This is a genomic window from Bacillus sp. SIMBA_026 (genome assembly GCF_046535335.1).
Taxonomy (GTDB): domain Bacteria; phylum Bacillota; class Bacilli; order Bacillales; family Bacillaceae; genus Bacillus; species Bacillus velezensis.
The window spans coordinates 73,121-97,606 of record NZ_JAWRWX010000003.1 but is presented as its reverse complement, the minus strand read 5'-3'; the positions used below and the strand labels follow the sequence as shown (position 1 = coordinate 97,606).

Here is a 24,486-nt window from a genome sequence, read left to right as displayed (position 1 = left end):
GCTCTAAACAAAAAAGAGAAGGTTTCCCCTCCTCTTTTATCCTTCCAGCTGAGACGGATAAAGCGTCATGCCTCCGTCGACGAAAAGTGTCGTTCCGGTCACGTAACTCGCTTCTTCCGACACCATCCATGCGGCGGCCGCGGCGACTTCTTCCGGTTTGCCGAAGGCGTTCATCGGAATTTTTTTCAGCTGGGCCTGTTTATGTGTTTCATCTTCCAGATCCTTATTGGACTCCGTGGCGATCGTGCCGGGAGCGATGGCATTCACCCGGATGCCTTTGTCTGCATAATTGAGCGCCATCGTTTCCGTCATCATTTTGATCCCGCCTTTGGATGCCGAGTACTGCACGTTTTCAGGGCGGGGTATTTGCTGATGAACGCTCGATATGTTTAAGACCGTTCCTTTTTTGCCGCTCTCGAGCATATGTTTCAGTGCCGCTTTCGCCCCCAAAAAGGTGCCGGTCACATTGACGTCGATGACCCTTTGCCAATCCTCCAGGCTCATTTCATGGGGCATCGCTTCGGCCCCGTTAAAACCGGAATTGTTGACCATCACGTCCACACCCCCGAAATGCTCTTGCGCGGCATGAAACAGCGCCTGAATCCCTTCTTCTGAGGATACATCGGCTTTTACGGTGACGGCTCGCCCTCCCGCTTTCTCAATGATGTCCGCCGCTTCTTCCGCTCCGGAGGAATCACCGAGGTAATTCACAACCACATTCATCCGCTCCTTGCCGAAGCGTTCGGCAATGGCCTTTCCGATTCCTTTCGAAGAACCTGTTACGATTGCTGTTTTTCCCTGTAAATCCTGATACATTGTCTCTTTTCCTCCCTGATGTTAATACAGAGCATGTACCCGGTTTTGATCAGCTGAAAACAAAAGAGATCATAAAAAGAACGATGAAACCGAAGCTCCCTCGTTCTTTTTTTTCATTATGCGTAGTTGTTCATTTGCAGCCTTTTTTGCACGCCGACAAGCCTGCTGAAAAAATAAGATGCCGCTTTGTAGTTCTCCCGTTTATGAAAGAAATGAGCCGCGTCCTGAAGCAGTTCCTCTGTGTCAGCCAACAGCTCTTTTGATTCCAGAATGTCAAAATACTCTTTGAGCGAATCCTGTCCGCCTTCCCCCTGATAAAGCTCTTTAATCAGACGGAATTTCGTCAGATAGATCTCATCTTCCCATTCCGCCGCGCTTCTCATGCCCCGCGCGCAGCTGGCGGCGGCTTCACTGTATTTTTCCGTTTTAAAGTAGATATGCGTGAGTGAAAAAACAGCCTGGATGACCTGCCGGAAGCTGTGTGCTTCAAATCCGGCTGCCGCCCGTTCAAAATCCTCCGCCGCCTTGCAAAAGTCACCCAGACTGTACATACAGTGCCCGATATTATAATAGGCCGCAGCAATCATATATTGATCATCAAGCCGCTCCGCGTGCTCCAAGGCGCATTCGAGGTATTCCAGCGCTTTTTTATGCTGCTGGGCGTCCATCAGATTTCCGGCAATGATAAATTTGCACTGCACCCTTCTCATTCCGTATAATTCATATTTCTTGTAAATATCAAGCGCCTGTCCTGCGTAATTCATCGAAAAGAAAGTCTGCTTGATATGATAGTACACCTCAGAAATTTTATACAAAAACTCGGCTTTCTCTATGTCATCTTCCACATATTCAAGCTTTTCCTCAGCCCGCTTATAATGAGAAATCGCTGAGATGAAGTTTTTCTGCTTAAATTCATACATTCCCCTGAAATAGTAAAAATAATATTCCAGTAAGCCGGTCAGCTTTTGCTGGTTCATCTCAATCTCAGTGAGCATTTCAGAGAACGGAGGCTGGCAGTCGCCGTCTTTCATGGGTTTTAATTTATCCAGCATGATGCGGTGCCGAAATTCCATCAATGAAAAATACAACAATAAATCCTGGTTCTCTTCCATATCTTCGAGTTCAAATTGAATCTCCCGTTTCAGCGCTTCAGCTTTATCGGCTTCAAACGCGCGGATCAGCTTATACCATTCATTCATCTTTACGGCCACTTCTTCAGATGGAATCTTGGATTTCATAGATTTGCCTCCTTCCTCCGGCTACTAATTATGTTATATTTTATCATAGCAAATTTATGGCAGTGAGCAAACAAAGATTTTAATCAATTAAAGAAAGAGAGAATTCACCATGAAACGACCAGTCAGAATTGCGCTGCTTTTGATCCTCTTCTTTTCCGCAGACCTATGTTTTTCCTATGTGCAGAAAGAATTGAGGCCGCAGACGGCATTACAAGATAGAGCCATTCCAAGCGCTCTTCATCCGCTCGTGAGGCAGAATGCGGAGCTATTGCAGACGGCCGCTCTGAAAAAAGGCATCACCGTCGTTATCACAGAGGGTCTCAGATCAATTGAGGAACAAAACGAATTGTACCGTCAAGGACGTTCAAAAAAAGGAAATATCGTCACCTACGCAAAAGGAGGGGAATCTTACCACAATTACGGCCTTGCGATCGACTTCGCCCTGCAAAAAAAGGATGGAAGCCTGATTTGGGATATGACGTACGACGGAAACCGAAACGGCACGCCCGATTGGCTTGAGGTCGTATCGATTGCCAAAACGCTCGGTTTTGATTGGGGAGGCGATTGGAGAGGCTTTAAAGATTATCCTCATTTACAAATGATCCCTGGCTAATAAAACCTTTTCTTTTTTCGCTTTTGCGCATCAATGTACGGAGGATAGACAGGCCTGTACACAAGCTTATATCCTTCATTGCCGGACGGCGTAAAATCGCGCTGCCACTCCAGCCGCAGATGGAAATCGGATAAAAAAGCGACCTTTGCTTCTTCGGGAGTAACGGCCGGCACCGGATTGATCTTCTCCAGCTGCTCCGGGTCAATGTCAGGCGCCATGTAAGCTTCCACAAGCCCCGTTACGGGACTGACAAGAATTCTCGCAGCGCCGAACCGCAGCGGAATATCCTGATGCCATATGGAAAAATGGAAGCGGAACCTGCCCCTTCCGTCCGTTTTCAGCGGGTTCATTTTAAAAAACTCGTCCGCTCTCGGATAAAGCTTGTATAAAAATTGAAGCGCGACGGCCTCACACTCTTCCGCAGAATAAAAGGCCGGGCCCTGATGCTCAATAAAAGATTTAAAGGCTGTCATTTTCCCTGTCTTTTTGTCCGTTTTCATCTTCATTGTATTTTTGTTGCTGCTTTCAAAATAGCTTTCGATACTCAAATCTTTCCGTTCCGGAACCGACCCTTTCCGCCATGTCGTTCCGATCTCATCCCCGAGATCACGCCGGCGCGTCTGAACCATATCCGCGGTAAACCCCATTAATTCATCCAGGCTGATTTCCCGTTTATGTTCAAACGCGGGAAGCGGTTTTGCCGGCTCATTCCTGTCTTCGCAAAGCTGCTGATCCGGCACGATATCATCTTCACCGGCCGGATAGCTGTAAGCCGGCAGAATCGGTTCATAGATGAGACGCGGTATTTTCTCAAAATTGACCACATCATAGACGAGACTGAATGTCAGCACACTCATATAATGCGAGACGACTTTTTCCCGATCGACGAATGTTTCCGGAACGGGCGCTTCACCCTTATCCCCGTAATAGATAAACTGCACGACGAAGCCGCTCCTGGTTACATCAACGAAAAAACCTGAATCGGGAAGCGGCCGGCCGAGCACTTTTTTTGTATAGATAAATCGGATGCACCCATTGCGTTCTTCCCTCGCCTGAAAGATGAAATTCATAAAAGTAAGCGGGCGGTGTCTCGCCGCAAACCGAAGAGCCGTCAGCTTTAATTCGGCTTCTGACAGCTGTATGTCTGAACTCGGACAGTCGTTGCGTGAATAAGTAAGCAAAGATCCGTCGTCGCCCAGCTCAATCGTGACCGTTTTATCCGGCTGGTTACGATTTTTCCATATATAATAGGCTTTCGTTTTTTGTTTTTCATCATAATCTTCTATTTCAAGCTCATAGTGCGGCGGTATGTTCCCGATTTCCAGCGCTTTTTTTCTCAGATGTTCTTTCAGCAATGGGGTCATCCTTTCAGAAGAGTGTATAAAAAAGAACTGTTTTTTATTATATAAAAACGCCCTTATCCTTTTAAAGGGAAGAAAGTGCCTTTTATGTGTCTATTTTTAGCAAAGAGGGAAAAGAGCCGTATTCAGAGCGGCACTTTTTCATACAAATGTCACATTCCCTCTGAAAGTCCCGGGACGAACGCCCATGACCTTCAGCCTATTAAACTCGTAATCACTTCTCCCGTATGAGCCTCAATAAACCGCGGGAAAACCGGTTTGTATACGAGCCTGTACACTTTCCCGGAGCTGTCGTCATCGTAACAACGATCCCAAGCGAGCTCTGCTTTGATGGCCCGGCGGATCGCGTCCTTCGCCTCTCCCAATGTCAATGAAGGAACGGGATCGATTTCCTCGAGCTCTTTCGGATCAATTTCCGGCGGCATATATACAGTGACAAGACCCGTCTTTTTGCTGACACAGATTCTCCCCTCTCCGAATCGCAAATCAACGCCGCCCGAACAAGCCTTATATGTAAGCCCTGCGTTTTCTCCTTCATCATCCGGTTCATCATATTGAACCCGGAAATACTGATCCGCTTCTGGAAACATGGCGAATAAAAAGCGGATGGCCATGTGATGGCATTCTTCCTCGGAAAACTCCGGTTCGCCTTCAACTTTTATAAATGACATCACCCCGGTGAGCCGGCCCGATTCTTTATCATACCTTGTTTTCAATACGTGTTCATTCCGTTCTTTAAACAAACTTTCAAAGCTTTTATCTTCCCGTACGGATTTTGTTTTTTCAGGACGCCAGGCAATGCCGATACAGCCCTCTCCAAGATCGCTTTCCCTCTCTTTATAAAAACCGTCGTGCAGCCCGATCATGTCATTGATGCTCATTTTTTCCGCTTCAGGTGCAGGGCGTGAAATCGGGACATACGGCCGCGTGTCGTCTTCCAGTTCTTCATATTCGTCTATTTCTTCATTCTCTTCCTTCAGGTCGGCCGATATCGGCCGCGTCGGAGACACGATTTCATAGACGAGATGGGGCTTGTCATCCCCCTGCATATAGACGGACTGATGCAGGACGGTGAACAACAGCTCTGCTTCTATATGTTTGACAAAGTGAGCCAATGCTTCCCGCTTGTCCGCAATTGTCCCGGGCCTTACAAGATCATCGGCCTTCCCATGGTAAGAAAAACCGGTTACTTCCCCTGCCAAAGACAGGTCGACGTAAAACCCGGTCAGCGGAAGCGGCAGACCGTCAGCCATCTGAACATAGGAATATCTCACATCACCATCATTGGCGGAGCCGCAGTTTTCCAATTCGAACTCAGCCAATGCCCCAGGACGATGGGTTTCTAAAAACGCCCGCATCCGTTTTTCTATGTCCGATTCCGAAAGAGGCGGCAGATCAGTCTGGAAAGCCGGACGGGATAAGTATTTCAGTTTTCCGTCCCGGTCTAATTCGACCATGATGCCGGCTTCCGGGTCATTCTTATCTTCCCACCAAAACAGAACCTCATCTTCCTGGTATTCTTCCACATTACTCTCATAGCGGGCAGGTACGTTTCCGATTCGGAGAGCCAGCTGTTTCAACTCTTCTTTTTTCATCATAACACTTCCTTTTCTTCCAAAAAGATTGATGATTACCAAGACTCTTTTATACAAAACTAGTATAATTAACCTGTCCATCTTCATGACTATCGAATTAATCATTAACAACAGGGGGTAAACCAGATGTCCATCAAAAAAATTAGCGCCGTGTTTTTCATTCTGCTTCTCACGGCATTTACCGCCGCATGCAGCAGCGAAACGAGCGGCGGCCAGGAAAGCGGCACGGCGAAAGTGAAAATAAAAGAGACGGCGTGGGCCGCTTCAGACGATACTGAACATCCGGCCGCGCTGAAAGTAACGGTCACCGTCAAAAATACGGGCAAAGACCCGCTTACCGTCAAAAGCAGCGACTTCTCGCTTTATCAGGATGACGCGAAAACAGCCAAGGCCGATAAGGAAGACTTGATGCAGAGCGGCACGCTTCATGCGGGTAAGACAGTGACGGGCAATCTGTACTTCACGGCTGACGAAGGCAAATCATATGAATTGGTATATCAGCCGCAGGCAAAAGACGCGAAGCCTTTATCTTATAAACTGAAAGTCAAAGGCACAGCCTCAAACGCAAAACCTGACCCGGCGGACGCATTATCCGCCTACATTGATGTGATGCTGTACGGCAAACACAATAAAGATTTCACCCGCCTGACCGGGGTAAATGAAAAAATGACGGCCGCCGCATATCAGGAATCGGCGAAAGCCAGCTTTATCACCTCAGCAGGCATTTCACAAGAACAGGCGGATCCAAAAGCCATTTCCGCTATTATTGACGCCATGTCATCAGCGCTGCGGGATAACACAGAGCTCAAGGTGCATACCAAATCCATGTCAGGCAAAAAAGCCGTCCTTGAAGCAAAAGTGACGCCGCTTGATATGTCTCCGCTTGCGGGGCAGCTGCAAGACCGCGTGCAAGACTATGCCGGAAAGCACCCCGATGCTGATGAAAACGAAATTGTCAGCCACCTGCTTTCTGTCTATCCGGAAGAGTTTATGCGCCTGAAACCGGCTTCTTCTTCCGTTACAAGAGAAATCGAGATGAAGAAAAACGCCCGCGGCCAGTGGTATCTGGATACAGACGCCGATCTGGAAGGATTGACAGAAGCGTTTTTGAAAACGTCCTGACAACAAGAAAGGAAATAGCGCAGGCTATTTCCTTTTTTTATTTTCACTTAAAGATGTCACTGATATATTGAACCTCATCCTCGGTTAACTGCACATGAAGCGCGTCCAGATTGTGTTTCAGCTGGTCGGGGCGTTTGGCTCCGGGAATGATCGCATCCACCGCCGGCTGCGACAGAAGCCATGCGAGTGCGATATGCGCTGTCTGCGCCCCTTTTTCCTCCGCAACGGCCCGAAGCTTATCCACTCGCTCCAGGTTTTGGCGAAAAGCTTCTCCCTGAAACGGCGGCCTGTTCTTTCGGCTGTCCTCAAAAACTGTGTCTTTTGTAAACTTTCCCGTCAGCAAGCCGGAAGCAAGCGGAAAATAAGGAATAAAGGAAATGCCGTTCTTTTCACAATAAGGCAGCAGATCATGCTCCGCCTCACGCTGAATCAGTGAATATTCCGATTGAAAAACCTCTAAATAGCCGTCCGCGTTAAACTCCTGCAATTGCCGGAAACTGAGATTGGACGCGCCGATTGCTCTGATTTTCCCTTCGTCCTTCAGTTCTTTTAACGTGCCCGCCACTTCGGAGAGCGGTGTTTTGCCGTCAGGGAAGTGGACGTAATACAAATCAATCACGTCTGTTTTCAGCCGCTTCAGGCTGTTTTCCGCCTCACTCCGGAGAAATTCACGGCTGTTTTCCAGCTCGATTTGTCCGTTGACTTCTTTATGCGCGCCTTTTGAGGCAATCACGAGGCTGTCCCGCACGCCGCGCTCTGCGACAACTTCACCGATTAACTCTTCGGAACGCCCCAAACCGTATATAAACGCCGTATCAATAAAATTGACGCCGCCGTCCAACGCTGTGCGGATGAGTTCTTTTCCCGTTTCATCATTGAGATTGGGAAACAGATTATGTCCTCCGACCGCATTAGCGCCAAAGCCGATACGCTTTACCCGTAAATCCGTCCTGCCCAGCGTACGTGTCTCATCCATAGCTCAGGCTCCCTTCCTTTTATCGCTCTGTTTAGTATTAGATAGACGGTAAGAATTATCCTGCCTGAGAGCCTCTCTATAGAAAAAACCTTGAAAAGCGTTTGCCCTTCAAGGTTTTTTTGCTGTGTATTAAGATGTCAGAGCTGCGGCGAAGCGTTCGGCTTCATCCGTGAGAGCACCCTCGATTTCCTTATAGCGGCTGGAAATCGTTGAGGCGCTGACGCCGTACTTCTTCGCCAGCTTCGCTTGAGAAACGGACGCGCCGTTCAGAGAAATGCTGTTCACGTAATATTCGACCGCCGCCGCGAAAGCTTCAGGCTTTCTGATCGTCGGTGTTTTTTTGACACAGAACGTTTTCCACAGATCAATTACGGCCGGAACCAGCTCAGCCGGGTATTCATCCCCGCTCAGGCCTTTTTCAATGGCGTCCGCCGTTTCCTTCTCCATGTCGTTCGCCCACTCTGTCTGTTTTTCTTCAGCAGCCTGCTCAGGCTCTTCCGCCGTTCCTAAAAGAGCGGCCAGCACAGTGTCGAAGTTTTCCTGCATAAAGCGCTCAGGCGATTTTCCTTCCGCAAGGGCCGGGGCAGCCGCCTTTTTCACTTTGCTGATTAGAGCTTCGGTCCGCTTCACAGGGAAGATCGTAAATTGCATGAAGAACTCCGCTTTTTCCGCTTCGTGGATCGGATAGCCGAGAATCAGGCTTCCCGCCGGCGGAAGATCCTGCTGGCTGACGTCCATTTCCACTTTGAATTGTTTCTTTGTCATCACATCTTCAAAGTGAATCATTCCTTCTTTCACATCTTCAAGAACCATAACGGCAGGTGTCATGCTTTTCCATGATTCAACGATTTCCCGTGTTTTCGGGCGGTTGATCCCGCCGGCTTTTTTCTGAAGATATTCTTCAAAAATCGTCTTGCCGCCTGCCAGCGGACGGAAGAAAATTCCCCAGATGCCGAGGTTGAAGACTCCGATGTCTTTTGTCTGTCTGTCCAGCTCCGTAATGAATGCGTGCTGGTTAATAAATGATGATATGCCGTCTCTATGTGCTGTAAAGGCGTACTCCATTAGGCTTTCCTGAATCTGTTTCGCTTCTTTTGCCGCGATGTCTGCCGGAATGGCAGCTTCTTTGCTTCCGCAGCATTTTTTATATTTCTTCCCGCTGCCGCATGGGCAAGGGGCATTTCTTTTCACTTTTCCCACAATAAACCCTCCGAATTCTGATATAACTTTATTATTTTAACAAAAATAACTTCAGAGGGCTTGGTTTACGGCGAAAAAAGAATATGGAAGAAAAAAAAGACCCCGGGATATTCTCATTCTCCGGGGCTTTGAAACTGTTAATTTGTATTTTGTCCGCCGCCGTTCAGACCTTCTTTAATCAGCCCGTTTACTTGGCTGTTCATCAAAAGTCCGATGTGTCCGACACCGTGAATCTGCACGTTTTTCCCGCCGATCAGTCGTGACAGCGGGTTCAGGACGATTAAGTCCGCTGAGCTGTAAATCGATGTATATAAAATCTTTTGGTTCGGATCAGTCCCCGGAAGCGCCCGGTTGGTCACAAGGCCGTTCGCTCCGCCGAGTGTGACGACGTTTGCGATTTTGTCTCCGCCGTCAAGATTTTTAATGTAATAGAGTGTGTTGGCTCCGCCCATGCTGTGCGCGACGATATCGACTTTTTTCGCACCTGTTTCGCTGAGCACTTTTTTCACGTAATTGGACAGTCTCGGCGCATTGTGTCTGTTGTTTCCGGTTTTGTCTAAGAAATCAATGGCGTACATCTCTTTTCTTGACCAGCCTTGGGATGCCAAGTATGTTTTGATTCCCGCGAAGTTAAAGGACGCCCCGCCGATTCCGTGGACCATGACAACAGGGTTATGCCCTGAGGAGGCTTTCGATACGGTCGGCTGGAAGGCAAATACGGAAATGACGGACAGCATACAAACTGTAAGGACAACTAGAATTTTGTTTTTTATTTGTTTCATGAACTTTCCTCCTGCTATGTAATATTTTTGCAGTTTTCATTCTATTAGAGGAGAAAAGGAAAAAATAGTGTATTTTTTACTGTTTTCAACAATTTAAAAAGAGCGGAAAAATGAGAAAGACGCCCCTTTCCCTAAAGCACGCTTATGCTTTAACACGGCATACCGAAAAAGGAGAGAACACCCGGTTCTCTTCTCCTAGTACTCATTGAAATAGGTTTGAATCCGCTTAGGGTCATGCGTTTTTGTCAGCGCAAGCATCAGAAGAATCCGCGCTTTTTGAGGGTTGAGAGAGTTTGAAGCTGTCAAATGGTCTTTTTCATAATCTCGATTAGGTGTTACCGTTCCGTTTCCCGTCCTTGTGGAGCGGACGACCGCCAGCCCGCTTTTGACCGACTTTACGGCGCCTTTTTGCGCCTCATCAGACATTGAGCCGTTTCCCGACCCTGCAAAAATAATGCCTTGCGCTCCTGATTTTACGGCGGCTTCAAAGAGATAGCTTCCGTCATTTTGATAGCCGTATATAATATCGACCTGCGGCAGTTTATCAAGTTTATCTATCTGGAAATCTGTATCCTTCGTATGCTTTCGGGTGATGACGTTATTAAAATAGACGTCATCAGCAATTGTTCCGATATAACCCATTTCTTCCGATTTGAATGTGTCGGCCGCGGTTGTATTGGTTTTTGTCACATAACGCGCCGAAGCGATTCTGTCATTTAATACGACAAGCGCTCCCTTGCCTTTCGCATCAGGCGCAGCCGCTGTTTTTACCGCGTTATATAAGTTGGACGGCCCGTCCGCTCCGATCGCCGTGGACGGCCTCATTGACCCGGCGACAACAACGGGCTTGTCACTTTTGACCGTCAGATTGAGAAAGTAGGCGGTTTCCTCAAGTGTGTCTGTTCCATGTGTAATGACAATGCCGTCTGTATCATCAGACTTGAGCAGCTTGTTTACCCGTTTTGCAAGTTTCAGCAGTGTCTCGTTATTCATATTCTGGCTGCCGATATTCACAACCTGTTCTCCGCTCACATGCGCGACCTCTTTTATCTCCGGAACGGCCTGAATCAGGGCATCAACTCCGATTGCCCCCGCCGTGTACTCCGTAGCTGACGTCTTTGAAGGAGCAGCGCCTGCAATTGTGCCGCCGGTGGCAAGAATTTTAACATTCGGAAGTCCGTCTTTTTTCGCTGGGGCTGCGGCTGCCATCCGGGGCGGTGTTTCTTTCGCTTGAGGAGATTGGGAGCAGCCGGCCGCAATGAAGAGCAGAGCCGTGATAAATGTAATGAAGGGCATGAATTGTTTTTTCATTCTTTTCTCTCCTTTTCTTTATTTATGAAGATTTTCCTCTCACCGGTCAACGCGCTTGTCAGGCAACCTCCCGAAGAAAATAACCGTTAAAAAACCTTGACACCGTCATGTGAAATCAAGATAATAGACCAGTCACTATATTTTAAATTTGTCAAAAATCAGTAAGGTGGGAACATTATGAGCTATGGAGATTCTCGTGAAAAAATCCTCGCCGCGGCAACCAGGCTGTTTCAGCTTCAGGGGTATTACGGCACGGGGCTGAATCAGATTATTAAAGAAAGCGGTGCGCCGAAAGGTTCTCTTTACTATCATTTTCCGGACGGCAAAGAGCAGCTCGCCATTGAGGCTGTAAATGAAATGAGCCATTATATCCGTATGAAAATAAAAGAAAGCCTTGATGCCCATCCTGATCCTGCGGAAAGCATTCAAGCGTTTTTACAGGACTTATCAAGCCAATTCACATGTCCGGAGAACTTTGAAGGGTTTCCTGTCGGTTTACTGGCTGCCGAGACGGCTTTAAAGAGCGAAAAGCTCCAGCAGGCCTGTCAAAGCGCTTATCAGGAATGGGAGAATCTGTTCGCGGGCAAATTGAGATCAGCCGGTTTTTCTGATGAGAGAGCGGCGGAAATCAGCACTGTTTTAAATGCCATGATAGAAGGCGGCATCATTGTGTCCTTAGCCAAAAAAGACAAAATGCCGATCCTCCATATTTCTAAACAAATCCCGAACCTGCTGAAGACATAAAATACGAGAGACATTGTACGTATAGAAAGAGAGGAGAATGATTTTGGAAAACGCTCAGCCTTCCAAACAATATAAAGTCATGCCGATCATGATTTCTTTACTGACGGCAGGGTTTATCGGCATGTTCAGTGAAACGGCGCTGAATATCGCCCTGACTGACCTGATGAAGGAGTTACATATCACTCCTGCGATCGTCCAGTGGCTGACGACGGGCTATCTGCTCGTTCTCGGTATTCTTGTCCCGGTATCAGGTCTGCTTTTGCAATGGTTTACGACGAGACAGCTGTTTATCGTTTCACTTGCTTTTTCCATTATCGGTACGCTGATTGCAGCGCTTGCGCCGAGCTTTCCGTTTCTTTTGGCGGCAAGAATCGTGCAGGCTTTAGGAACCGGGCTGCTGCTGCCGCTGATGTTTAATACAATCCTCGTCATCTTCCCGCCGCATAAGCGCGGAGCGGCGATGGGGACGATCGGGCTTGTCATCATGTTCGCTCCTGCGATCGGTCCGACATTTTCAGGGCTTGTGTTAGAGCATTTGAACTGGCATTGGATTTTCTGGATTTCCCTGCCGTTTCTTGTGTTGGCTCTTTTATTCGGCATCGCCTACATGCAGAACGTGTCTGACATTACAAAACCGAAAATTGACGTGCTTTCTATTATTCTGTCTACGATCGGGTTCGGCGGTATCGTATTCGGATTCAGCAATGCGGGCGAAGGATCAGACGGCTGGTCAAGCCCGACGGTTATCGGTTCGCTCACTGTCGGTGCGATCGCGCTCATCTTATTTTCCATCAGGCAGCTGACAATGAAGCAGCCGATGATGAATCTGCGCGCTTTCCGCTATCCGATGTTTGTTCTCGGTGTCGTGATTGTATTTATCTGTATGATGGTTATCTTATCGACAATGCTTCTATTACCAATGTATTTACAAAGCGGACTGATGCTGACGGCGTTTACGTCCGGGCTCATCCTGCTGCCGGGCGGTATTTTAAACGGCTTTATGTCTCCGGTGACGGGGCGCCTGTTTGATAAATACGGGCCGAAGTGGCTTGTCATTCCCGGGTTTGTCATCACGGCAACTGTGCTTTCGTTTTTCTCAAACATTAATGGCGCTTCAACGGCGCTTCTGATTATCGCGCTTCATACATGCCTGATGATCGGAATTTCCATGATCATGATGCCGGCGCAAACGAATGGCTTAAACCAGCTGCCGCCGGAATTTTATCCGGACGGAACGGCCATTATGAATACGCTCCAGCAGATGGCCGGCGCAATCGGCACTGCGGTGGCGGTCAGCATCATGGCTGCCGGCCAGAAGAATTATATGAGCACCGCGAAAAACCCGAATGATCCTTCCGCATACTCTCACGCGCTGATTGCGGGCGTCCAGCACGCCTTTATCTTCGCGATGATTGTCGCTGTTATCGGCTTGATCAGCGCCTTCTTTATAAAACGGGTCAAAGTGAATCACTCATAAGAAAAACAGCAGGCTCACGGGGAGTCTGCTGTTTTTTATATACCGCGCGCTTCAGCCAGTTCATCAATCGCATAGATCAGATCGTCAGCCGTGTTATAGAAATGAGGCGCCAGCCGGATGATTTGTCCGCTGGGTGCGCATACGATGTTTTTCCGCCTCAACAGCGCAGCCGTTTCCGCCGCTTTTTCATCCCGTATGGAAATCATGCCGGGTCTGTCATCGACAGACGGAGGCCCTGTGAGATTCAGTCCTTTTTCAGAAGCGTATTCATACGCAAATGCGCTGAGTTTTTTTACTTCTTGGTGAATGCGGTCTGTGCCGGCATCGTTTAATAGAGATAAAGCCGCCTGTGCCGCATATATGCTGATAAATGCCGGAGTTCCGGTCTCAAAGCGTTTGGCTCCGTCCGCATAAGAAAAACGGGTTAAATCCAGCATCGACGCCCGCTGCTGCCCGAACCACCCTGTGACTTTCGGCTTCAGCCGTTCGGCAAGTTCCTTTCTGACATAAAGAAACGCCGTTCCCGGTATGCCGAGCATATACTTTCTCGCACCTGCGGCCAGCATATCAACTCCCCATTCTTTTACATCAATCGGGATGTGCCCCGCTGATTGATAAGCATCGACAAAAAGAAGCGATCCCTTCTTTGCGGATATCTCGGCAATGCGCTTCATATCCTGGACAAAACCGGACGTATATGACACATGGGGCACACAGGTGAAAAGCGTCTGTTCCGATATGTACGTCTCATACCGCTCTAACGGGATCATTCCATCTTCAGACGGCACGACTGAAAGCTCCATCTCAGTCTGTGCCTTCAAAAGGTGGGCGATCGCCGGAAAATCCAATTCCGTATACACCGCCTGTTTCTTTCGGCAATCCGGTAAAGCGGAAACGACGGCAGAGACAGCAGCCGTTACTGAAGGTAAAACAGCAATTTCTTCAGGATGGGCGCCGATCAATTTCGCAAATTCACACCTTGCCTGCTCCGTTCGTCCAACGGCTTCTTCCCAGTTTCCGCCATGCTGAAGCAGGCTTTCCTGATAGTCATTGATCGCTTTTGAAACCGGCAGGGCAAGAGCGCTTTGAGAGCAGCTGGCGAGCATCGTATGTGTGCGGAGCGCCGGAAATAAAGATCGGTATTGCACCAGAGGCGAATTCAAGACATGTTTCCCCCTTCGGCAGGAATATATGTCCATTATAGAGTATGGTAAAAAGAAAAGGAGGGTTTTATATGGAGAAAAAAGTATTGATGACAGGCTTTGACCCCTTCGGCGGGGAAACGGTCAATCCTTCATGGGAAGCGGTCAAACGGCTGAACGGTGCCGCTGAAGGCCCCGCCTCTATCGTATCTGAACAAGTGCCCACCGTTTTTTATAAGTCCCTTGCCGTGCTGCGCGAGGCGGTCAAAAAGCATCAGCCTGACATTATCATCTGTGTCGGACAGGCAGGCGGCAGAATGCAGATCACGCCGGAACGGGTCGCGATCAATCTCAATGAGGCGCGCATACCGGATAACGAAGGAAACCAGCCTGTCGGGGAAAACATTTCTCAAGACGGTCCAGCGGCCTATTGGACCGGCCTTCCGATCAAACGGATCGTTGAGGAAATCAAAAAGGAAGGCATTCCCGCGGCTGTATCCTACACGGCGGGGACGTTTGTATGCAATCACCTCTTTTACGGCCTGATGGATGAAATCGCCTGCCGCCATCCGCACATCCGCGGCGGGTTTATACACATCCCGTACATTCCGGAGCAAACCTTGCAGAAGTCTGCGCCGAGCCTAAGCCTGGATCTCGTGACAAAAGCGCTCAAAATCGCCGCGGTGACCGCCGCGGCGCATGAGGACGATATTGAGACCGGCGGAGGCGAACTTCACTAAGCTGCAGACGGCGCCTCGGCCCATTTCTTCCGGTAAACGATGCGGGACAGCGTCACACTGATTTCATAGAGGACGAGCAGCGGAATCATGACGAGAAAGTCAGACATAAAATCCGGAGGCGTAATCAGCACCGAGACGACGATCAGCACAAAATACGAAAGCTTCCGCGCCTTTGCCAGCCGGGTTGGATTCACGATTCCGAGCCGTGTCAAAAACATGACGGCCAGAGGCATTTCAAACAAAAATCCGAACGGCAATGTAAGATTCAGCATAAAGGTAAAATACTTGTCCGCCGTAAATACCATGTCAAAATGGCCGGCGGATAATTGTGTTAAAAATCCGAGCACAATCGGAAACAGCACAAAATACCCGAAGGAAATTCCGATAACAAACAAAACCGAAAGCCCCGGAATGTAAAGCAAAGCGGCGCGGCGTTCAAACGGGGTCAAAGCCGGCGCCGTAAAACGCCAGAGCTGAAAAGCGGCAACCGGAATCGCTGCCGTAAGGGCGCATATTCCCGCAATCATCATATACACCCATAAAATCTCGCTCGGCCCTAAAACGGCTAGCCTGCCATCCAAATCCTTGATCAGCCAGTCATAAATGTCCTGCACAAACCAGCAGGCGCCGATAAATAATAGAAGAAAGGCGATAACGGTTTTAATGAGACGCTGCCGGACTTCCTCTAAATGCCCGATCAAGTGGGTTTCTTTTTTATCCAATCGTACATCCTCCTTATAGAGAAAGAGGCAGAAGCGGATTCGTCTGCCCCCATGTCAGGATTCAGCCTGCCGTTTTGTCTTTCTCAGCTGTCTGCTTGTCCGGCTCTTCATTTGAGACCAATGTTTTTGCGGCGCTTTTAAATTCAAGCAGCGTGCGGCCGGCGGCACGGCCGATTTCCGGAAGCTTTGAAGGTCCGAAAATGATGAGAGCGATGACGAAGATCAGGATCAACCCGGGAATGCCGATATTTGAAAACATGAGTGTGCCTCCTTATTGTGAGAGTTTGGCCCGTTTCTTTCTCATTTGCTTTTCATGCGCATTGTTATGGGCGAAGAAACGATCCTCTTCGACCTCGTTTGACTGCTTTAAACCGCCTGCAACCGCAGCTTGAGAGACCTTCCGAATCCCCGTCTGGTCTTTCTGATAAATGAATGAAGCCCGCGTGGATACCTCAGCCCCCGGCTCCGTCACGTACGGCACCACTCTGTAATCCGCTCTCCATTGGGCAGGGGTCACCGTACAGCGGACATAGCCGCGGTAATCGTTAAAAAACTTAATATGCGGGTTTTGTTTTAAGATCTGATCCGTATCGGCCCGTTTATCCGCCCCGTTTCCTCCAGATGTAATGGAAGTCCCGACGAATTCGGCTCCGAAAATCTTTGAATTCGTTTGATTAAAATCGGTATGCAGGTTTGACGCCCAGCTTGCGTGAACATCACCCGTCAGCACGATGACATTGTTCAGGTTTTTGCTTTTTATAAAATTGATGACCCGCTCCCGCTGAGCCGGGTAGCCGTCCCATGAATCCATGCTGTATATCGGATTGGCGGTTGTTCCGAAATTCCATTGCGCGAAAAAGATTTGCTGCGCCAGCACATTCCACTTCGCTTTTGAGGCGGCTAAATTTCCGAAGAGCCATTGCTCCTGTTCTGTCCCCATCAATGTGCGCTTCGGGTCTCTCCACTCATCAGAAGGCGGCTTATTCCCGTCGCCGTTGGCCTGATCATCTCTGTACTGTCTTGTATCAAGCACATTGAACGATGCCAAATTGCCATAAGAAAATTGCCTGTACAGCCGCATATCAGGACCGTTCGGCAATGACATGCGCCTGAGCGGCATGTGTTCATAATAAGCCTGATAAGCTGCGGCCCTCCTGAGCACAAACGCTTCAACGGATTGGCCTTTTTCAGGGATAATATTGGCATAATTGTTTTCCACCTCATGATCGTCCCACGTCACGACCCACGGAAATGCGGCGTGGGCGGCTTTCAGATTGGCATCAGAGCGGTATTGGGCATGACGGTTGCGGTAATCTGACAGTGTATACACTTCAGCGCTGCTGTGCGTCCTGACATTTCCCGTTTTTGACACATATTCGTTCGGTCCGTATTCATAAATGTAATCTCCGAGATGGAACACGAGATCAAGCTTTTCCTTCGCCATATGTTTATACGCCGTATAATAGCCGTGTTCATACTGCTGACATGAGGCAAACGCAAACGTCATGGCGGATACGTCAGCACCGGGAGCGGGCAGCGTTTTCGTCCGGCCGACGGGACTGAGCTCATGCCCGCTTTTAAACCGGTAATAGTACACTTTATTGGGCTTGAGCCCGTCCGCCTCGACATGGACGGAGTGTCCGAGATTCGGCTTGGCCATTTCCGTTCCGCGTTTGACGATGTGACGGAAATGTTCATCAGCGGCGATTTCCCATTTTACCGGCACGGCCTGCTTCGGCATGCCGCCCCCATTCAGCGGGTCAGGGGCAAGACGCGTCCAGAGAATGACGCTGTCAGACAGCGGGTCGCCGGAGGCTACGCCGAGGGTGAACGGATAGTTTGAAAATTTCGGAGCGGCATTCACTTCAAACGCGCCGATGGATTGCGCGATCGCTAACCCGAGGGAAAGACCGGCGATTTTCCCGGCGCCCTGTATAAATGCGCGGCGGTCAAACGTATTGTTCTGAAAGCTTTTGTTCTCCAATTCCTTGATCCATTCATCTAAACGGCCGTCATGTGTCATGTCAGTTCCCCTTTCGTCTCATTGATCGCCCTTATTATAAAAAAGAAATGTTAAACCGCTATGAAGAAGTGTGAAGGGTTTGTAAGGCTGAAAAATGGACGGCGGGAGACATTTTTCACATTGTTTCGACAAACCTTGCCCCGCCGGGAGAAAACCCCCTCTGTTTCTTTTTGGCTTGTCATCCGTCAAGCGCACTTTTTTCCTATTTTTCTTCACAAAAAATTAAAAAACACCGTTCATTCTAAGAACGGTGCGCCCGGGATTAAAATGTATTGTACACGTTTTCGCACGTCTCACCTGTCGGCTGATAGAAGCAGTGGGATCTGAATCTGGCGACAAACGGCTGGCCATACCAAGTCTGCGGGCAGTTGCCCGGCGGCTTAAAATACCACAGGCTGAATTTAGCCGGCCAAAACCGTTCTCCGTTAATGTTCCTGCGGGCAAGCCTCCGCTCGGATTCACGCGGTCTTTGGTAAAAGTATCCGTGAGTCACCGCTTCAAACGCGTGCGGCTGAAACACCATCTGCCTGATGGTGCGCAGGCCTTTAAAATCAGAACAATTCGCCCGCACCCTATTGATTCCCACATTGCCGACCAAAAGCATTCCCTGCTTCCCTTCGCCTTCCGCTTCCGCCCTGAGCAGCCTTGCCATTAGATTGACATCGGCGCTCGACGCTTTTACGACTGCCATCATGACACCTCCCGTATTTTCTCCTTTCATCATATTCAGCAGCGGCCCAGTGATGACAGCCAAAAGCCAGAAAACAAATGTTCACGAAAAAAGGGTTTATATTTCTCGTTATGAGGAAACATACTAACATGATTTCCATAAGGAGGAATTCGCATGGAACACATTAAAGCGCTTGCCATTAAAGGCATTATGACCATCATTATTCTGTATCTGATACTCGGCTTAGGTTTTCGCTTTACATTCGGCGACGTGCTGCTGATGACCATTGTGCTGGGGGCCGTTTCCTACTTTACGGGCGACCTGTACGTGCTTCCGAGATGGAATAATATCACGGCGGCGTCCGCTGATTTCGGAATCGCGTTTCTTGTTGTCTGGCTGATGGGAATGCCGCTGTCCATGGGCATTTCCGGAGGAAGACTGGCGTTTGCCGCTCTTATTTCCGCCGTCATCATCGCCGTCGGAGAATATTTTTTCCATATCTATCTGATGAGAAAAGACTTGGGCGGGTCCCGTTTTTTAGAACCCCGGTCCGAATAACGTAAAAAAGGCCGGATAACGGCCTTCAGCTTGCAGAAAAAATGATGTTTTTTCTGCAAGCCTTGTGCGGAACATGAGAAAGACACCGTCCTTTTCTGACTTTCTTTTATTTTATGACAGGGGAATGGATATTTTAAGGAAAAAATAAAGGCTGTCGAGATTTTCTCGACAGCCTGAGCCCCTTAAAGGGGGCTTTTTATTTGTAAATTATAAACGCTTTATACATCTTGATATAACTGATTAACCCTTTTCAGCCTTTCTTCGAGCTGTTCAAAATGAACAAAGCGGGCTTCTCTCAGAAACTCAGTCCCATCAATGAACAAAAGAAGCACGGGGACAGTGAAGACTGAAAATCTGCCGGCAACCTCTTCTACCTCGTCAGCGTTGGTATGCCCCAATTTGATATTCGGAAACTGATCCAATACTTTTCTGAGCTGCGGCAGAACAGCGTGACATACTGTACAGGCGGGTCTTGAAATGTAGATAAAACTGAATTGATGCTGCTTAATAAAATTCTCGATAGAATCTAACGAATGTAAGTCTGTCAGCTCTTTCATCAAAATCCTCCTTCAAATCGGCTCGTCTTTCATGACCAAGCTCATCAATACTCGTACATTCACTATACACATTTATATTGATCATATCCGCTTAGAGCACCTTAACGTTGTGATTGAAAAATAAAAGAACAGTTACCGCTTTTCAGTAACTGTTCTTAGATACTTATATTAAAAATGCAAAGCGTACGCCCCTGAACCGATGAGTGCAACTCCGATGGAGACTGCAATCAGCACCAAGTTATATTCAAAACCGCCGGCACCGTTCGCAAACCCTTTCGCTCCGTGAACTTTTACAATGGCACCTAACATAATGATCGTTATAATAGCAGCTCCAAGCGGGAGGAATACACCTAAAATAAATAAAATTCCGCTTGCGAGTTCCCCGAGACCTGATAAAGCGGCCGCGACATTGCCTGGTTTAACTCCAATTGACTCGAACCATTGTCCGGTTCCTTTAATCCCGTATCCGCCAAACCAGCCGAATAATTTTTGTGATCCATAAAACAGAAACACCACACCAATCATAATTCGAATAAGTAATAGTCCTGCATCTTCCATTTTTATCTCTCCTTATTTTTCATATTATATAATGTGCTGCAAGGCAGCTTGTTTACCAACAGTCGCTTCCAGCAAACATCTGTTAAATGTATGCCTTATTATTTTTCTTCATGCTTCACGTTCATCTATCAATCAATCTAATTCTCTCACTTCAAACGGCAGCAGCCCTTGTTCAATATGAGCCCGGTGCGGTTCATACTGCTCAGGGAGCATCAATTTTCCGCCCATTGTTTCTTGTGACTCATCATGGGCAAAGCCCGGCGGATCAGTTGCGATCTCAAATAAGATTTCCCCGTGTTCTCTGAAGTAAACCGCATTAAAATAGTTTCTATCCTGAACAGGAGTCACACCATATCCGTTCGCAGCAATGAATCTTTGCCAATCTAATTGATCTTCGTCATCCTCAGCCCGCCAAGCAATGTGATGGACCGTGCCGACACCCATTTGCCCGCGGCCGATAGGCGTTAATTTAAGATCAATCACATTTCCGATATCACCGGCAGAACGATAACGAACGAAGTCTCCTTCTTTGCCGACTCGCTCAAGCCCCATGAGGTTTTCCAGCAATTCACCTGTTTTTTCAGGCTGTGCTGATAACAGGGTTGCACCGCCAAAGCCTTTAATGGCAACATCCGGGGTTACATCTCCGAAAGTCCACGTATTGGCGTCCCCTGCTTCTCTTTCCACAATTTCTAAATGCAGGCCATGCGGGTCATCAAATTCTATATATTGTTCTCCAAAACGCTCGATTTTTGTGTATGGCACGTTGAACTTTTCAAGTCTCTTTTCCCAAAATGCCATAGCACCTCTCGGCACGACGTAAGATGTCACGCCAACCTGTCCGTCTCCAATGATGCCTTGACGGGCGTCCGCCCACGGAAAGAATGTGATGATTGTTCCCGGCTTCCCGCCTTCATCCCCAAAATAAAGGTGATACGTACCCGGATCATCAAAATTGACCGTTTGCTTGACCAATCGCAGCCCCAGCACTCCAGCGTAGAAATCAGCATTCTCTTGAGGGTGACCGACAATTGCTGTAATATGATGGATTCCCGTCGTTTTTTTAGCCATTTTTATCCGCTCCCTTACAAATATTTAAATATACTCCACAAACTCATTCACAGGCTTTCGGTAGCCGCGCGGCCTTCTGCTTTCTATTTTTTCTTTACCGATTGTAATCATCATGACAACTTCAAATTGATCATCTATCTTCAAAATCTGTTTCACGGCTTCAGGATCAAACCCTATCATCGGACAGGTGTCCCAGCCTTTTTCCTTAGCACTCAGCATAAACATCATCGCAGAAAGTGAAGCATTTCTTATCGCCTCATCTCTCTTAAATGGTTCTCCCTTGTTTTCATAAAACGAAACGGTGTCTTGAACCATGTGATCATACTCTTGTTTATTTAATACCCCAAGCAGCTTCAATCCTTCATAGATGTCAGCCGCTTGCTGATATGCCTGCTTATCCCCTAAAACCAAAAGAACCGCTGATGAGCTAAACACTTTATATTGTCCGTTTGCAGCCTGCTTCAGCTTTTCTTTTACATTCGGGTCAAGAACCGTCACATATTTTGTATGCTGCAAATTAAAAGCTGATGGAGCCAACGCAACCAATTCAAACATTTCGTTGAGCTCATCTCTTGTGATTGGATGTTCTGGAAGAAAGTTGCTTGCAGATCTTCTTTCATTCACCAGCTGTACAAATTCAGCCATTTCTCTCGCACCCCTTTTATCTCGAATTCGAGATATTATAGTATAAAAAATCAAATAACGTATGATTAAAAAACGAAACGTTCTCTTCACTGATCTTTTCTTGATTCAAACGATCGGCAGGTTCTTATCCTGCACTCTAATTAAATTATCTTGAATTAAAAAATCTTGAATTCGAGATAATAATAAAAGATAAATACTCAAATGTCAACAGTTCATTTTTAAATTCAGCGCTATTTTGTCTGTGTACTGTTTAGCCCTGCTCCAACTTTTTTTCAGTCACCTTATTTATTAGGAAACAGGAAACAACCTTGCTATAGACCCACTCAAAACTGAATTGGTACGATAAGCAAAGTGATTACACAAGAAAGGATACGGAGAGCGAATCAAAAGCGCCCCTATTTTTTTTGTGCAGTTTTATAGGAGGAAAAAATGACAAGTGAAAGAGAACAAATAAGCAAAAAAGTTGCTTTGATTGCATTGATAGCCAATCTGATCTTAATGGCAGGAAAGATCTTTTTTGGACTGATAGGCGATAGTGAAGCAGTTTTTGCCGACGGTATACATTCTGCAGCGGATGTCGTGGCTTCAATTGCTGTCCTGGCCGTCATCGGCATTTCTAATAAGCCGCCCGATCAAGACCATCCTTTCGGGCATGGCAAAGCTGAGGTCATCAGCGAAGCGATTGTAGGAATAATATTAGTGCTCGTTTCCGTGTATATTCTAATAGAAGCGATTTCGTCCTTTGTTGAGGGCCCAAGCATCCCGCAATACAGCGCATTGTTTGCGGCTCTGATATCCTACGTGGCTAAGCAGATCTTATATCGTTATTCGATCAAACAAGGGGAAAAATGGAACAGTAAAGCGATTATAGCGATTGCATACGATCATAAAGGCGATATCGTTGCCTCTCTTGCGGCTTTTATCGGCGTCCTATTGGCGATTATCGGGAACACCCGCGGATGGTCCTATCTGTTGTACGCGGATGCAATTGCCAGTGTCATCGTGGCGTACCTCATTTTTAAGATTTCAATGGAATTAATCAGGCCGTCTGTTGACGTTCTCATGGAAAAAAGTGTTGATCCCGAACTGATAGAGGAATATAAAGCGGTTATTTTGCATTGCCCTCAAGTCAAACGGCTCGATAAAATCCGAGCAAGAGAACATGGCCACTATAAATTGCTTGATGTCCGGTTATCTTTGGATCATGATTTGACGATTAAGCAGGGACACGATATTGCCCGCGAAATCCGAAATGAAATCAAAAGACACTTTTCAGATGTTGAAGAAGTGCTCATCCATGTGAATCCTTATTTTGAAGAATGAAAAAGCAGCTTGTAGAGAAAATGATGTTTTTTCTGCAAGCTTTTTTGTTTCGTGCTGTTTCTTTACATATTCATTTGATTTCAGGTGCAGAAAAAGCACTCCCACATGCCTAGCCTTGCTTGGCTGGGTATGTAGCAATCTTTAACATCATTTTGAATAAGATCAGCGGATCAAGTAAGAGCTGCAGTAAGGTTTGACCTTTTCAACGATGAAAGAGAAGTCTATGTATTTATCAATTTTCCGAAGAAGGTGATCCTCTTCGACGAGTTGGTCAAACAGAACGAATTCGGCTGTGTTTTGAGAAAAATTTCTTGTGCGGAACATGAGAAAGCCATTTTTTCTGTCTTTCATTTATTTTATAACAGGGGAATGGATATTTTAAGGGAAAAATAAAGGCTGTCGAGATTTTCTCGACAGCCTGAAGGCCGGATAACGGCCTTTTTCGTTTGATTTCACTGATCAATATGCTTTCTGATAAAATGCAGCAGCGTGTTTCCTTGAGCGGTCAATATGACGCCCTTCGCGCCGCACTTCGGACAGGGCGTCCCTTCCTTCTCCTGGCCGGTTCCTTCACAATGCGGACACGTGAGCTCAAGATCGTCGGTTGCGATCACCATGAATATCCCTCCTTTTTTGATTGTCTGTCCGTCTCCAGTCACTTTCCATGGCCATCACCTCCTTAACAACACAAAAAAACCCCGTCCATCAAAGGACGAGGTTTTCGCGGTGCCACCTTTATTAACGGCTGAAAAGCCATTCTCTCAAAAAGTACAGAAACACACGGTTTCAATACTCCTTTCTTGATAACGGGGAAAGAATCCCGGCGCCGCCTACTGTCATTTCAGCACAGCAATTCAGAAGCCCATTCGGCACCGGACGGGGATCGGTTCACAGCGGCCACCGACTCTCTGAACCCCGCGCGCTGATGCGTACTTACTCTTCCTCAGCATTGTTCATCCGTTCTTTTATTTTAAAATGTATCATACGCTGTCATCCGGCGGAAGTCAATAACCTTTCGGATCGGACAGGCCGAGCATGTCCCGCGCCATTTCCATATGCTCCTCTTGCCCCGTCTGAAGCGCGAACTTCGCCGTTTCCACAGGGTAAGCGGCCTGCCATTCTGTCACATGCTGATTTTCGTTTACAAAAATATGCGGAGGGTGCAAGCCATGGATCAGCGCGGAAAAATCAGGCCAGTACGAACTGTCATTTATCCACGTTTGCCATCTTTTCCAAAGCCAG

Annotated in this window: 25 protein-coding genes, 2 pseudogenes and 1 other annotated feature; of the genes and pseudogenes, 7 read left to right on the top strand and 20 right to left on the bottom strand. The window is 47.6% G+C overall.

Annotation, left to right across the window (positions count from 1 at the left end; genetic code table 11):
- Window positions 1-36 precede the first annotated feature (36 nt).
- Both SB847_RS16730 and SB847_RS16725 read right to left on the bottom strand, forming a co-directional pair.
- The gene (locus tag SB847_RS16730) at window positions 37-816 is read right to left on the bottom strand and encodes a glucose 1-dehydrogenase (RefSeq protein ID WP_410578118.1); all 780 of its coding nucleotides are present in this window, start codon (window positions 814-816) and stop codon (window positions 37-39) included.
- A gap of 116 nt (window positions 817-932) precedes the next feature.
- Window positions 933-2,054 (bottom strand): response regulator aspartate phosphatase, encoded by a 1,122-nt coding sequence (locus SB847_RS16725; protein ID WP_410578116.1) that lies wholly within the window; start codon window positions 2,052-2,054, stop codon window positions 933-935.
- 109 nt (window positions 2,055-2,163) lie between these two features.
- On the opposite strand from SB847_RS16725, the gene SB847_RS16720 reads away from it, so the two are divergent.
- A complete protein-coding gene (locus tag SB847_RS16720) occupies window positions 2,164-2,667 on the top strand; it encodes a M15 family metallopeptidase (RefSeq protein ID WP_410578114.1) in 504 nt (167 codons plus the stop codon).
- Here SB847_RS16720 and SB847_RS16715 read toward each other — a convergent pair.
- Window positions 2,664-4,022: a YcdB/YcdC domain-containing protein gene (locus SB847_RS16715; RefSeq protein ID WP_410578112.1), complete on the bottom strand. Its 1,359-nt coding sequence runs from the start codon at window positions 4,020-4,022 to the stop codon at window positions 2,664-2,666. The two genes, SB847_RS16720 and SB847_RS16715, sit on opposite strands and share 4 nt — an antisense overlap.
- Before the next feature lie 200 nt (window positions 4,023-4,222).
- A complete protein-coding gene (locus SB847_RS16710; RefSeq protein ID WP_410578110.1) occupies window positions 4,223-5,623 on the bottom strand; it encodes a YcdB/YcdC domain-containing protein in 1,401 nt (466 codons plus the stop codon).
- Between the two features lie 126 nt (window positions 5,624-5,749).
- On the opposite strand from SB847_RS16710, the gene SB847_RS16705 reads away from it, so the two are divergent.
- On the top strand, window positions 5,750-6,745 hold the full coding sequence (locus SB847_RS16705; protein ID WP_410578108.1) for a DUF5105 domain-containing protein: 996 nt from the start codon (window positions 5,750-5,752) through the stop codon (window positions 6,743-6,745).
- Between the two features lie 43 nt (window positions 6,746-6,788).
- Here the strand turns inward: SB847_RS16705 and SB847_RS16700 are convergent, their stop codons facing one another.
- The 4 genes from SB847_RS16700 to SB847_RS16685 all read right to left on the bottom strand — a co-directional run bounded on the left by SB847_RS16700 (window position 6,789) and on the right by SB847_RS16685 (window position 11,014).
- Window positions 6,789-7,721 (bottom strand): aldo/keto reductase, encoded by a 933-nt coding sequence (locus SB847_RS16700; protein ID WP_410578106.1) that lies wholly within the window; start codon window positions 7,719-7,721, stop codon window positions 6,789-6,791.
- Between the two features lie 129 nt (window positions 7,722-7,850).
- Window positions 7,851-8,921, bottom strand: coding sequence for a helix-turn-helix domain-containing protein (locus SB847_RS16695; RefSeq protein WP_130571651.1), 1,071 nt, complete (start codon window positions 8,919-8,921; stop codon window positions 7,851-7,853).
- Window positions 8,922-9,058: 137 nt separating this feature from the next.
- Window positions 9,059-9,703, bottom strand: a complete 645-nt coding sequence (gene estA, locus SB847_RS16690; RefSeq protein WP_044802712.1) for a lipase EstA — start codon at window positions 9,701-9,703, stop codon at window positions 9,059-9,061.
- A 195-nt stretch (window positions 9,704-9,898) separates the two neighbouring features.
- Entirely contained in the window at window positions 9,899-11,014 is a 1,116-nt protein-coding gene (locus tag SB847_RS16685; RefSeq protein WP_410578103.1) for a type II asparaginase, read from the bottom strand.
- Window positions 11,015-11,191: 177 nt separating this feature from the next.
- On the opposite strand from SB847_RS16685, the gene lmrA reads away from it, so the two are divergent.
- Both lmrA and lmr(B) read left to right on the top strand, forming a co-directional pair.
- Window positions 11,192-11,758 carry a transcriptional regulator LmrA gene (gene lmrA / locus SB847_RS16680; RefSeq protein ID WP_088461485.1) on the top strand — a complete coding sequence of 189 codons (567 nt, stop codon included), beginning with the start codon at window positions 11,192-11,194 and terminating at the stop codon, window positions 11,756-11,758.
- 37 nt (window positions 11,759-11,795) lie between these two features.
- Window positions 11,796-13,235 (top strand): lincomycin efflux MFS transporter Lmr(B), encoded by a 1,440-nt coding sequence (gene lmr(B) / locus SB847_RS16675; RefSeq protein ID WP_410578101.1) that lies wholly within the window; start codon window positions 11,796-11,798, stop codon window positions 13,233-13,235.
- A 35-nt stretch (window positions 13,236-13,270) separates the two neighbouring features.
- On the opposite strand, the gene SB847_RS16670 is transcribed toward lmr(B), so the two are convergent.
- Window positions 13,271-14,398, bottom strand: a complete 1,128-nt coding sequence (locus SB847_RS16670; RefSeq protein WP_410578099.1) for an aminotransferase class V-fold PLP-dependent enzyme — start codon at window positions 14,396-14,398, stop codon at window positions 13,271-13,273.
- 71 nt (window positions 14,399-14,469) lie between these two features.
- Between SB847_RS16670 and pcp the strand changes: the two genes are divergently transcribed.
- On the top strand, window positions 14,470-15,117 hold the full coding sequence (gene pcp / locus SB847_RS16665; protein WP_326151039.1) for a pyroglutamyl-peptidase I: 648 nt from the start codon (window positions 14,470-14,472) through the stop codon (window positions 15,115-15,117).
- Here pcp and tatC read toward each other — a convergent pair.
- The 4 genes from tatC to SB847_RS16645 form a co-directional block, all read right to left on the bottom strand.
- A complete protein-coding gene (tatC, locus tag SB847_RS16660) occupies window positions 15,114-15,839 on the bottom strand; it encodes a twin-arginine translocase subunit TatC (RefSeq protein ID WP_326151040.1) in 726 nt (241 codons plus the stop codon). The genes pcp and tatC overlap by 4 nt on opposite strands.
- A 61-nt stretch (window positions 15,840-15,900) precedes the next feature.
- The gene (locus SB847_RS16655; RefSeq protein WP_003156681.1) at window positions 15,901-16,098 is read right to left on the bottom strand and encodes a twin-arginine translocase TatA/TatE family subunit; all 198 of its coding nucleotides are present in this window, start codon (window positions 16,096-16,098) and stop codon (window positions 15,901-15,903) included.
- A gap of 12 nt (window positions 16,099-16,110) precedes the next feature.
- Window positions 16,111-17,862: an alkaline phosphatase D family protein gene (locus SB847_RS16650; RefSeq protein ID WP_410578096.1), complete on the bottom strand. Its 1,752-nt coding sequence runs from the start codon at window positions 17,860-17,862 to the stop codon at window positions 16,111-16,113.
- Window positions 17,863-18,124: 262 nt separating this feature from the next.
- Window positions 18,125-18,553 (bottom strand): cell wall hydrolase, encoded by a 429-nt coding sequence (locus SB847_RS16645; RefSeq protein ID WP_032872720.1) that lies wholly within the window; start codon window positions 18,551-18,553, stop codon window positions 18,125-18,127.
- Window positions 18,554-18,706: 153 nt separating this feature from the next.
- Here SB847_RS16645 and SB847_RS16640 point away from each other — a divergent pair, with 153 nt between their 5' ends.
- The gene (locus SB847_RS16640; protein WP_003156684.1) at window positions 18,707-19,090 is read left to right on the top strand and encodes a DUF2512 family protein; all 384 of its coding nucleotides are present in this window, start codon (window positions 18,707-18,709) and stop codon (window positions 19,088-19,090) included.
- A 218-nt stretch (window positions 19,091-19,308) separates the two neighbouring features.
- On the opposite strand, the gene SB847_RS16635 is transcribed toward SB847_RS16640, so the two are convergent.
- The 4 genes from SB847_RS16635 to SB847_RS16620 all read right to left on the bottom strand — a co-directional run bounded on the left by SB847_RS16635 (window position 19,309) and on the right by SB847_RS16620 (window position 21,921).
- Complete coding sequence (locus tag SB847_RS16635) at window positions 19,309-19,647, bottom strand: thioredoxin family protein (protein ID WP_410578094.1); 339 nt, start codon at window positions 19,645-19,647, stop codon at window positions 19,309-19,311.
- 168 nt (window positions 19,648-19,815) lie between these two features.
- The gene (locus tag SB847_RS16630) at window positions 19,816-20,205 is read right to left on the bottom strand and encodes a DoxX family protein (protein ID WP_410578092.1); all 390 of its coding nucleotides are present in this window, start codon (window positions 20,203-20,205) and stop codon (window positions 19,816-19,818) included.
- Between the two features lie 132 nt (window positions 20,206-20,337).
- Window positions 20,338-21,276 carry a ring-cleaving dioxygenase gene (locus tag SB847_RS16625; protein WP_101669941.1) on the bottom strand — a complete coding sequence of 313 codons (939 nt, stop codon included), beginning with the start codon at window positions 21,274-21,276 and terminating at the stop codon, window positions 20,338-20,340.
- Window positions 21,277-21,300: 24 nt separating this feature from the next.
- Window positions 21,301-21,921 (bottom strand): nitroreductase family protein, encoded by a 621-nt coding sequence (locus SB847_RS16620; protein WP_410578089.1) that lies wholly within the window; start codon window positions 21,919-21,921, stop codon window positions 21,301-21,303.
- A gap of 429 nt (window positions 21,922-22,350) precedes the next feature.
- On the opposite strand from SB847_RS16620, the gene SB847_RS16615 reads away from it, so the two are divergent.
- A complete protein-coding gene (locus SB847_RS16615) occupies window positions 22,351-23,244 on the top strand; it encodes a cation diffusion facilitator family transporter (protein WP_058906537.1) in 894 nt (297 codons plus the stop codon).
- Window positions 23,245-23,389: 145 nt separating this feature from the next.
- Here the strand turns inward: SB847_RS16615 and SB847_RS16610 are convergent.
- The 3 genes and pseudogenes from SB847_RS16610 to SB847_RS16600 form a co-directional block, all read right to left on the bottom strand.
- Window positions 23,390-23,568, bottom strand: a pseudogene (locus tag SB847_RS16610) (transposase); the annotation flags it as partial.
- Window positions 23,569-23,696: 128 nt separating this feature from the next.
- Window positions 23,697-23,861 carry a tryptophan RNA-binding attenuator protein inhibitory protein gene (locus tag SB847_RS16605; protein ID WP_032872714.1) on the bottom strand — a complete coding sequence of 55 codons (165 nt, stop codon included), beginning with the start codon at window positions 23,859-23,861 and terminating at the stop codon, window positions 23,697-23,699.
- 88 nt (window positions 23,862-23,949) lie between these two features.
- Window positions 23,950-24,200, bottom strand: a binding site (T-box leader).
- A 48-nt stretch (window positions 24,201-24,248) separates the two neighbouring features.
- Window positions 24,249-24,482, bottom strand: a pseudogene (locus SB847_RS16600) (hypothetical protein); the annotation flags it as partial.
- Window positions 24,483-24,486 lie beyond the last annotated feature (4 nt).